We start from the raw sequence: 9,543 nt of genomic DNA on the forward strand, positions 1-9,543 counted from the left end.
GCTCGCGGCGCGCCGGCGCAAAGCCGGGAGCGCGCCGCAGGTAATCGACTGATTCGGGAGGCGGCCCCAGCCGGCCGCCTCCCTTCTGAGGAAACTAGGAGGGTGACGTGAAGGTGCCCATTCAGAGTGACGAGACCAAGGACGAGGCCGCCCAGGCCGAGCCCGTGAACGATACCGAGACCGCTGCCGCCGACGCCGCCGAGCCCGAGCTCGACCCGGACGAGGAGGCCGCGCGCGTGGCGGAGGCAATCCGCCGCGGCGAGGAGGCTGCCGAGAAGGAGCTCGCCTCCGACGCCGGCAAGCTCCGCGAGGAGCGCGACGAGCTCGCAAAGAAGCTCGCCGCCGTCGACGACGACATCGCCGCCGCAAAGAAGCAGGCTGCCGATGCGACCGACCGTCTCGTGCGCCTGCAAGCGGACTGGGACAACTACCGTCGCCGCACCGCGAGCGAGCGCCTCGCCGAGAAGGAGCGTGCCGCCGAGAAGCTCGTGCTCGCGCTTCTTCCCGTCATCGACGACATGGAGCGCGCCATCGAGCACTCCGGCTCCGTCGAGGGCGACGACCAGCTCAAGCAGTTCGTCGACGGCATCGACGCCGTCCACACAAAGATGGTCGGGGTTCTCGCCAAGGAGGGCGTCGAGGTCATCGACCCCGCTGGCGAGCCGTTCGAGCCGCTGGCCCACCAGGCCGTGGGCCGTGTCGAGGACAAGGACGCCTACGACGAGACGGTCCGCGACGTGTACCAGAAGGGCTACAAGATGGGCGACAAGGTCATCCGCACCGCGATGGTCACGGTGACCTACGGCGGCCCCAAGCGCCCGGCTCCCGAGCCTGAGCCCGAGGACGACGCGGCCGGCGACGACGGCGCCAAGAAGTAAACGACTCACAGGCGCCCGGGCACGAGCTCGGGCGCGCTTTTTTCGAAAGGGGGCTCGTGCACAATGGCAGAGCGAAACTACTATGACATCCTCGGCGTCAAGCGCGACGCCACCGATGACGACATAAAGAAGGCCTTCCGCAAGCTGGCCGCCAAGTACCACCCCGACGCGGGCGGCGACGAGGCGAAGTTCAAGGAGATCAGCGAGGCGTACACCACGCTTTCCGATAAACAGAAGCGCAAGGAATACGACCAGCTCCTGATGTTCGGCGGCATCCCCGGCGCCGGGCGCCCCGGCGGCGGCGGCGGCTACACCACCAACGTCGGCGGCAACTGGCAGGACATCTTTGGCGGCATGGGCGGCGACGGCTTCGGGGGCTTCGACTTCTCGTCGATCTTCGGCGGGGCGGGCGGCCCCGGCCGTGCCCGCGGGCCCCAGAAGGGCTCCGACCTCACCATGTCCATCGACGTGACGGCCGAGGAGGCCTTCAGCGGCGCGACGCGTAAGGTGACCTACCGGGTGCCCTCGACGGGCCTCGAGGAGACCCTCACCGTGAAGATCCCCGCCGGTGCGGTGGACGGCGGCAAGCTGCGCTACCGCGGCCGCGGCGAGTCGGGCGCCAACGGCGGCGCACGCGGCGACCTCGTCATCACCACGCACGTCGCGGAGCACCCGCTCTTCAAGCGCGACGGCGCCGACGTGCGCATGGAGCTGCCGCTGTCGATGTACGAGGCGGCGCTCGGCACCACGGTCGACGTCCCCACGCCCGAGGGCAAGGAGGTCAGGCTGAAGATCCCGGCCGGTATCCAGACCGGCAAGACCTTCCGCTTCAAGGACCTCGGCGCCCCCGACGTCAAGCGCAAGGGCTCGAAGGGCGCCCTCTACGTGACGGTGCAGGTCAAGGTCCCGACCATGCTCTCAAAGAAGGAGCGTGACGCGCTGGAGGCCTTAAAGGCCGCCGACGAGCGCGACTACCGCGAGGAGGTCGAGCGCTATGGCGCGTAACGACGAAGGGCGCAACAAGCCCCTCTACATGATCAGCGTCGCGGCCGAGCTCACGGGCATGCACCCGCAGACGCTGCGCGTCTACGAGCAGAAGGGCCTCGTGAACCCCGGCCGCTCGCGCGGCAACACCCGCCTGTACAGCCAGGCCGACATCGACCGGCTGAACCTCATCTCCAAGCTCACCGACGAGGGCATCAACCTGGCCGGCGTCGTCCGTATCCTCGACATGCGTGAGCAGACCCTGCAGCTCAAGGACGAGCTCGAGTCCATGCGCGACCAGATGCGCGCTATGGAGGAGGAGCTCCACGAGTACCGCGTCCAGGAGCGCATCACGGCGATCGCGCGCTACGAGGGCAATCCCGAGCAGATGATGCGCAAGCTCCTCGGCAATGGCCTGCCCGGCGGCGAGACGGACACCTCGCCGCAGGACGCCGCGGACGGGGAGTAAGCGGCCGGCTTGGCGCACGGCGCGCGTCGTGCGTTCCTGCTGCCGGTGCTCGATGGATGCATTAGTGTGCAAGATATAACCCCGGCCCTTGAGAATCCTGGGATTTCTTGGGGCCGGGGTTGTTTTATGTACACTGGCGCCTGGCAAGAAGCGCGATTTCTGCCCTCTCCCCGTTTTAATCGGTCACCTGTGCCCGCCAATGCCCGTCGCGCGCCAATGCCTACAGCTCGCCAACGCCTGCCACCCGCCAATGCTCGCGCTTTCGCCAGCGCGTCGAGCCCACGGGAAGTGTCGTCGCGGCTACGTGAACCTTCCCGTTTGCTCGTTAAGCGGAATGTAGAGCCATGTGCCGAGCTTGGGGCCGTTGGACTCAAACAGCCTGAACGCCTTATCGGCTTCCCTCACCGTGCGGAGATAGTCCTCGATGGCGCGTTTGGTCGCCGCGTTTTGCTGCAGGATCCTCAGGCCCCTCTTGCCGGGGAGGAGCGACCAAAGAAACCGCTGGCGCCTGGACGCCATTCGCTCATCGTTGAGGAAGTCACGCTGTTCTGTAAGCTCGCGCCCGGTCTCGCGCTCGATCAGTTCGATCACCTGCGCCATCACGGCGTCGAGACCGCCGGGCTCGTAGAGGTCCTCGCTGGTTACCGCCATCACCGAGTAGCCCGCGACCAGAAGCTCACGGTCGCGGCGCTTGTCGTCCACGATTTTTGAGCGCGCTTTGGCGACGACCTCCTTCTCGCGGTCCGTTCCCGCTGCCGCGATGACGTCGTCCAGCCCGAAGTGGCCCCCGCCGTCGTAGTTGAGGCCCACATGGGTTCCCGCAAAGAGGATGTCCGGCACGCGAGAGCCCTTCTTTGCGGCGCCGACGCGGTGGTTGAGCTCGATCTCGCCGAGCCCGTAACCCGACTCGCAGGGATCGAGCACGATCATCTGCGCGATTATCGCCTCGATGGGCGACCAGGCGTTGCCCATCAGGTAGGGAAGGACCTCGCGCGATTGCCAAATCCGGGGCATGTGGCGGCAGCCCTCGAGGTACGCGCCGATCGCCTCAGGGGTCGTGAGGGGGTCGACGGAGTAGGTCACCTCGCCTTCGCGCGGGTCGGCGTCGTCGCGAGAGTAGCCGCCGCAAAGCTCGTAGCCCAGCAAGAGCTGGACGGGTCGGTTCATTGCGGCGCTCATCTCGGCAAAGACGAGCTCGGGGCAGGCGATTGCCACGCCGTGCCCGACGTCGACGAACGAGCCCGTCGGGATCCGGGTAAAGACGGAGCACGCCGTACCGCGGGTCCGGATCCGCAGTTTGGCGTCGGGGACGGCGATGTGCAGGGGATGCTTCTGGTCGAGCGGCTCGTTGATACCAAGAAACACGAGGTCAAAGGCCTTTTGCGTCCAGCGGTTTGCGGGCGCGGGGTCGGGGGCCGGCAGGTCGATGCGGGCACCGACGCGCACCCCGGGCAGCTTTCCCGCGCGGATGGCGCGCCAAACGCGCAGCGCAGTCAATCCCGAAAGCGCAAGTTGCATGGTCCTTCTTTCCAAATGCTGGTACGCGCGAATAGTGTGCATATCCTAACCATAGCAAGAAGAAACGCCTGGTAAGAAGTACTCGCCGCTTGGGAAATGTACACTAACAAATCTCGTTTTCGTTGATTTGCTGTCTCCTGTTTGGCTGATAATACGGAATCATGCTGCGATGTCACCCCTAGGGGGATGACGCATCAATTTGGGGGTCTTGCCAGTGAGAGTCCGGAACGATTGCTCACGCTACGCTGAACTGTTTTTATTGCTCGTCGTTTTCCTTCCACGACCGGTTTTCCTGTGTGAGCTGCGATGGGCGAATGTGGTGGGCTATGTGCCCTGCTATGACTACAGGGCGGCCATCGTAGCCTCCTTGATCGTCCTTTTAATCGGCAAGAATTCAGGCTACCCCGTCATCAAGAGAGCCCTGGGTCACAAAAGGGCGGAAAGCGCGCTGATTTTCGTAGTCCTGTTTTGCGTCCTGCTTGAATTGCTCGTCTACATGACCCCGCTCTCCGGACTATTGTCGGGGATTTTTGTGCGAGGCTTCGATGGGTTGTTCTTCGCGAGCTCAGGTTTGCAATGCGTTGAGCTGGTGGTAATGGGCACGATCTGCCGTCTTGTCCGAAAGCCGGAGCCCGAGTTTGACCGAGTAGGATTTTGCCTGGGCCTCTTGCTCGAGGGCTCTCTGCTCCTTGTTGATATTGCGTCCGGCTGGCTTGTCTGCCTGCTTTGTGCCTGCTTCCTGACGGTGATGGTTGCCTTTACGTTCGAGGGGGAGCTGCGTGGGAGCTTTTGTGGGCTTCTTGACGGCTGTACGTGCCTCGCGCTTGCGGTTGCGCTGCGGTTCGATACGTTTTTGCAGATTGACGCTGGGGATCGAATGCCGATGCTCCGGCTTGTCACGGCGATAGTGCTTGCAGCTGCCGTGCTCGTTGTTGCAAACGGGGTCAAAAGAGATGCTCGGTGGACTGGGGGAGCGTGCGACGGGCGGCGATTCTCCGAATTAAGCCCTCGCCAGCAAGAAGTGCTCTCTGCTCTGACCAAAGGGAAGACTGCCGGTGAGATCGCTGCGGAATTGGGGATAACGCCGGGTGCGGTCGGTGAGCACAAGCGCCGTGCGTTTCAGCGGCTGGGCATTGATGGTATAGAGGATCTCGATTCCCGCGATTCTGTGAATACCGGGTCGGACAAGGGTCTGTCGGAGCCGCTGCGCCGGCTCTTGCTGTGCGTTCCTGGCTTTCTTATTCTGCTCTACGGCTTAGGTCCGGGGTGGGCTTCGCTGAAGGCGCTGCGCCTCATGATGGCGTGGTCGATAGCCGTTGTGGCGGCTGACTCCTTAACGGGCAAGGCTCACGGGGCCTGCTGCGATTTCGTATCGCTTGCGCTGATGTTGCTCGTCTTTCTCGCAATGCCTACCGGCAACAGGCGCTTAGCGAAGCTGGCATTTGCGTGTTTTGTCGGCAATATCGCTTCTCAGGTCGTTGCGAGGGGCGAGCTGATTGGCGCACGCGGCGAAGGAGCGGCCCTTGTTCCTTGGCTTGTTCAGGTGTCCTGGAAATTCGATCTTGCCGAAGGGCAGCTTTGGGCGGCTTGCTTGGGGCTGGCTCTTGTGACGGCGGCTCGGCTTGTGGCGGCAATTGGTAGTCGTCGGGCTTCTTGCGAGATTGGACAGATGGACGCAGCGTTCCTTCGAACGTATCTGGAGTCCAGGGGTCTGAATGAGCTCCAGGCGCGCGTGGCGGTGCTGTGCGCGGATGGCTGCTCCAGCAGGGAAATATGCCAAGAATTGATGATCTCGCCCGGTACGGTCAACTCGTACCGGACAAAGGCATATAGCCAATTAGGCGTAAGCGGAAGGGATGACCTAAGAGAGCTCTTTAACAAAGTGCGAGGTAGAGAGCTGTATAAGAAATCGCATTCCGAATAATACGCGACGCAGCCGCCCTCCGTGTGGTTTGATGCAGCCAATTCGCCCGGGCATGCCGCCGGGCGCAAACAGGCTCAACAGAGGCGGTGGCCTATGGTCGAGATGGTCGATTACTGCAAAACCATTGCGCGGGTTCCGGTGCTCGATCATATCAACGTGAGGTTCGAGGACGGGCGGATTTACGGACTCAAGGGCAAGAACGGCTCGGGCAAAACCATGTTGCTGAGGGCTATGTGCGGCTTGATCCGGCCGACGTCGGGACAATTGCTCATAGACGGCGAGCCCCTACCTCGTGGCCGGTTCCCGCAGAGTACCGGCGTGCTCATTGAGAGCCCTGAGTTTCTTCCGGGATATACCTGCAGAGAGAATCTCATGGGCTTGGCAAGAATCAACAACAAAATCGGCGAAAACAAGGTTGACGAAGCCCTGGCGTCCGTCGGCCTCGATCCGGGCGACGGACGGCCTGTAAGAGCTTGCTCTTTGGGCATGAGGCAGCGCCTGGGAATCGCTGCTGCGCTCATGGAGAGCCCAGGGCTGATTCTGCTGGACGAGCCGGTAAACGCTCTCGATCCCGAAGGCGTCGCCCTCGTGGCTGGGCTCTTGCAAAATGCGCGGGCCCGAGGCGCTTTGGTGGTCGTCGCGTGTCATGATTCGGGCGAGATAGAAGGGCTGTTTGATCAGACGTTTCTGATGGCGGAGGGAAGGCTGCGCCCGTCGGACTCCGAGGAGGAGTCAAAATGAAGGGCAGGAATGCGCGCCTTCTTGCAGGCATATTGATGCTGGCTGCGCTTGCGCTTGCGTCTATTGCGCGTATCGAAGCTCTGGACGGCATGTATCCCCATAGCGACCGCACCTTCTCCATGGGCCAAGAAGTGCCGGTCGAGATGAACTGGGGCACGGAGCAAGGGGAGCAACATATCGCAGTGACATCCGTCGCTTTTCTTGACGAGGGGCAGGTGCAGCGGCTTCAGTCCTGGGCTCTGACAACGACTCCCGAAAGGTCGTGCCCGGCTCTTCTTGTAACGCTCAGGAGGGAAGCTGCCGCCTTGGCATCGCTTGTTGCCTTGCTGCGATTGATGACGGGGCCGTGCGCATGGGCTCCCGACCAGCAGATCAGCGCCTCTTTGTATTATCAGACGGGCGATTTGCCGGGCAAAAGCGAGTTCGACTTTGTGTTTCTTCTTTCACCCGAGACGTGCAGCGATGCCGTTTGGGCCTCGCCGACGAGCCATGAGTATGAGCTTGTATGCTCGCTTTGGCCGACGCGCAAAGCCGTCGAGCTCGGCAGGCCGGCCGCGGGGGCGCTGCCTTCGTTGGGTTAGAGAGGGCAATATGGGCATTTATCTTTATGAGCTCAGGCGCGCGTTTTGTTCTCGCCGATTTTGCCTTGCCATGGCGGTGGCGCTTGCACCGTCGTTACTGCAGCTGATCACGGGGCCGCTGGCGTACGGCTTCGGCGAAATATGGGCCCGGTGGCGCTCGGGTTTGTATGGAGTGACGCCTCCTTCGCTCTACGGGACCTGGATGGGCGGGACGCTCGGCTCGGTGTTCTCGGAGCTTTTTTACGTGCTTGCACCGCTGTTTTGCTGTCTTCCCTATGCGTGGAGCTTGGGGTCAGATCTTCATGGCGGGTTTGCGGGGGTGCTCGTGCAAAGATGCGACGCCAAATCGTATCTGCGGGCCAAATCCGCTGCGTGTTTCCTTGCTGCCGCCACTGTTGTGGTTGTGCCACAGGTGGTCAACTTCTGGCTGAGCGCGCTGTGCGTTCCTATCTTGTCTCCCGATCCAGCCGCGGGGATGTATGCCGTGTTCGCGCGATCGGCGTTCTCAGAGCTGTTCTATGGCTGGCCGATTCTCTATGTGGGGCTGTATCTGTTGATCTCCGCCGTGATAATGGGCCTGTTCAGCGTACTCGCGATGCTCTTGGCTATACCGCTTCGCAACACAGGGCTTGTGGCCGCGCTTCCGCTGATTGCCGATGAGCTTCTTTATTTTGCGTTGTTTTGCCTTGGGCTTGGCGGTTATGCACCGAGCAGGGTGATCATGCCAAGTCAACCGGTACTCGGAATCGAGCCGATGTGGGTCTTGGCCGAAATCTGTTTCCTCGCGGTGGCCTCGGCGGCCCTTCTTTATAGGCGCATCGAGGAGTTCGAAGTCATATGAAAATCGGCAGAAACGCAGCTTATGCAGGGCTTGTGCTTGGAGTGACAGTCTTTTTTGCGCTTCGAGCGTTTCTGTCCTACGGGCAGGGTCCTGGGGTATATGGTGCGGCCGAAACCGACGGTGTGCTCTGCTCTTTCTTTGCGGGGGTTGCCTATCCTGTTGGCGGCAGGGTCCTGGTCCCTCTGGATTGGCTGCTCATGGTTGCAGGTGCGCAGGCCGCATGCGCCGCGGTGATGGCGCTGAGCCGTGGCCGTTGGGGTGCTCAAGTGACTCTACGAATCGGGTCATCGGTAAAAGCGTGGCTAGGGATATGCATCGTTATGATGGCGATTGCAGCTGCATGGATCCTTTGCGCGCTGACTGCATGCTTTGTGGCCGCTCTAGGCCTCGGCGTACGGATCGGGGAAGGAGCGCCGGAAATCATTGCGCTTGAGCTTGCCTCATTGCTCGCTTTGCTCCTTGCTCAGGCGGTGGCGTCCCTTTTTGCCGGGCCAATCATCGGTTTTTGCGCGGCGTTTATTTACTCGACCCTCGCGTTTATTGGTCCTTGGGCGGCGCTCCCGCCGTCCTGGATGATGCTGGAAAGAAGCCCGTGGATCTGGCAGGGTAGCGCCGCCGCACTTGCAGCGACAGCGACATCTGCGGCACTTTCGCTTTTATTGATTCTTGTCGGAGCATTCGTTTCTTGGCAACGTGATTGGCTGGTGGTCACGCGATGAGAAGAAAGCAAGTAGCGTTGGTAGCTCCGTTCGCTGTGGCTGCGTGCTTTGTGGCTATCCGTTTCGTGCAGCTGAGCTTTACTCTGGACGCTCTTCAAAAAGGGGTGACTCCGTGCTTTGCTGATTTGATCATTCAGTCGATTAGCGGGGAGGGACCGATCTCGTGCTCGTGGTTTTTGGCCGTCGGGATCGAATGCTCGATGCTTTCGCTGCTTTGGGAGCGCGAGCGCAGCGCTCAGTATCTTGTTCTTTCGGGAAGCTGGCATCGGCTTTGTGCGGAGGAACTGCGGGAGGCAGCCCGGGTTGCTTTAGGGGTAGGGCTCGCCGAATTCGCGTTGATTTGCGTCTCTGCTCTGATTGGGGTGGGGGCATCGGATCTTGCGTTGCTCTCGTTTTCGGGAAGAAGTTCCTATTTTGCGTATAAGACAGGACATGTCTTGGGAGCAGAACCGAGCCTCGGTTTGGTTCTGGTGCTGTGCTGCGCGGCACTTCTTGCCATATGCCTGTTTGGCGCCGCTTCGTTTGTTTTTCTTAGGTGGTTGCTCGGGTCTTCGGTCGCCCCGCTGCTCATCGAGTTGCTGTTTGGCCTGACGGTTGCCCAAGGGGAGTACTCGTTCGTCTACGAGATTGTTCGGGCGCTCGGGGGTACGCTCGATTTCGTCAACCCGCTATACCTGCTAGCGAGTCTTCCGAGCGTTGCGTGGGGTGTGTGGCTTGAGGGGTCGTTTTGGGGCATTGGACTGACGGTCTGTTTGGCCGTGCTGTTTGGCACGGCCGCCTATGCGATTGCGCCGCATGCAAGGTTGGCGGACCGAGTGCCGATGCGATGGTCCTTCTTTCCAAACGCCGTCGCGCGCAAATAGTGTACATATCCTTACCCTGGCAAGT

At 61.7% G+C, this 9,543-nt stretch carries 10 protein-coding genes; 9 read left to right on the forward strand and 1 reads right to left on the reverse strand.

Annotation, left to right across the window (positions count from 1 at the left end; genetic code table 11):
• Positions 1–107 precede the first annotated feature (107 nt).
• From ACT84W_RS01130 to ACT84W_RS01140, 3 genes are all read left to right on the forward strand, one after another.
• Positions 108–878, forward strand: coding sequence for a nucleotide exchange factor GrpE (locus tag ACT84W_RS01130; protein WP_432290692.1), 771 nt, complete (start codon positions 108–110; stop codon positions 876–878).
• A gap of 63 nt (positions 879–941) precedes the next feature.
• Positions 942–1,883: a DnaJ C-terminal domain-containing protein gene (locus ACT84W_RS01135; RefSeq protein WP_444327921.1), complete on the forward strand. Its 942-nt coding sequence runs from the start codon at positions 942–944 to the stop codon at positions 1,881–1,883.
• Positions 1,873–2,331 carry a heat shock protein transcriptional repressor HspR gene (locus tag ACT84W_RS01140; protein ID WP_444327922.1) on the forward strand — a complete coding sequence of 153 codons (459 nt, stop codon included), beginning with the start codon at positions 1,873–1,875 and terminating at the stop codon, positions 2,329–2,331. Before ACT84W_RS01135 ends, ACT84W_RS01140 begins: the two co-directional genes overlap by 11 nt.
• Before the next feature lie 300 nt (positions 2,332–2,631).
• Here ACT84W_RS01140 and ACT84W_RS01145 read toward each other — a convergent pair whose 3' ends face one another.
• A complete protein-coding gene (locus tag ACT84W_RS01145) occupies positions 2,632–3,849 on the reverse strand; it encodes a hypothetical protein (RefSeq protein ID WP_444327923.1) in 1,218 nt (405 codons plus the stop codon).
• 214 nt (positions 3,850–4,063) lie between these two features.
• Between ACT84W_RS01145 and ACT84W_RS01150 the strand changes: the two genes are divergently transcribed.
• The 6 genes from ACT84W_RS01150 to ACT84W_RS01175 all read left to right on the forward strand — a co-directional run bounded on the left by ACT84W_RS01150 (position 4,064) and on the right by ACT84W_RS01175 (position 9,518).
• Positions 4,064–5,773, forward strand: a complete 1,710-nt coding sequence (locus tag ACT84W_RS01150) for a LuxR C-terminal-related transcriptional regulator (RefSeq protein ID WP_444327924.1) — start codon at positions 4,064–4,066, stop codon at positions 5,771–5,773.
• A gap of 93 nt (positions 5,774–5,866) precedes the next feature.
• A complete protein-coding gene (locus tag ACT84W_RS01155) occupies positions 5,867–6,514 on the forward strand; it encodes an ATP-binding cassette domain-containing protein (RefSeq protein WP_444327925.1) in 648 nt (215 codons plus the stop codon).
• Complete coding sequence (locus ACT84W_RS01160) at positions 6,511–7,095, forward strand: hypothetical protein (RefSeq protein ID WP_444327926.1); 585 nt, start codon at positions 6,511–6,513, stop codon at positions 7,093–7,095. The genes ACT84W_RS01155 and ACT84W_RS01160 overlap by 4 nt, the downstream gene beginning before the upstream one ends.
• A 10-nt stretch (positions 7,096–7,105) precedes the next feature.
• Positions 7,106–7,936 (forward strand): hypothetical protein, encoded by an 831-nt coding sequence (locus tag ACT84W_RS01165; RefSeq protein ID WP_444327927.1) that lies wholly within the window; start codon positions 7,106–7,108, stop codon positions 7,934–7,936.
• Positions 7,933–8,655 (forward strand): hypothetical protein, encoded by a 723-nt coding sequence (locus ACT84W_RS01170; protein WP_432290683.1) that lies wholly within the window; start codon positions 7,933–7,935, stop codon positions 8,653–8,655. The genes ACT84W_RS01165 and ACT84W_RS01170 overlap by 4 nt, the downstream gene beginning before the upstream one ends.
• 50 nt (positions 8,656–8,705) lie before the next feature.
• Complete coding sequence (locus ACT84W_RS01175; protein WP_444327928.1) at positions 8,706–9,518, forward strand: hypothetical protein; 813 nt, start codon at positions 8,706–8,708, stop codon at positions 9,516–9,518.
• Positions 9,519–9,543 lie beyond the last annotated feature (25 nt).

Source organism: Paratractidigestivibacter sp. (genome assembly GCF_052362415.1).
Classification (GTDB): Bacteria; Actinomycetota; Coriobacteriia; order Coriobacteriales; family Atopobiaceae; genus Paratractidigestivibacter.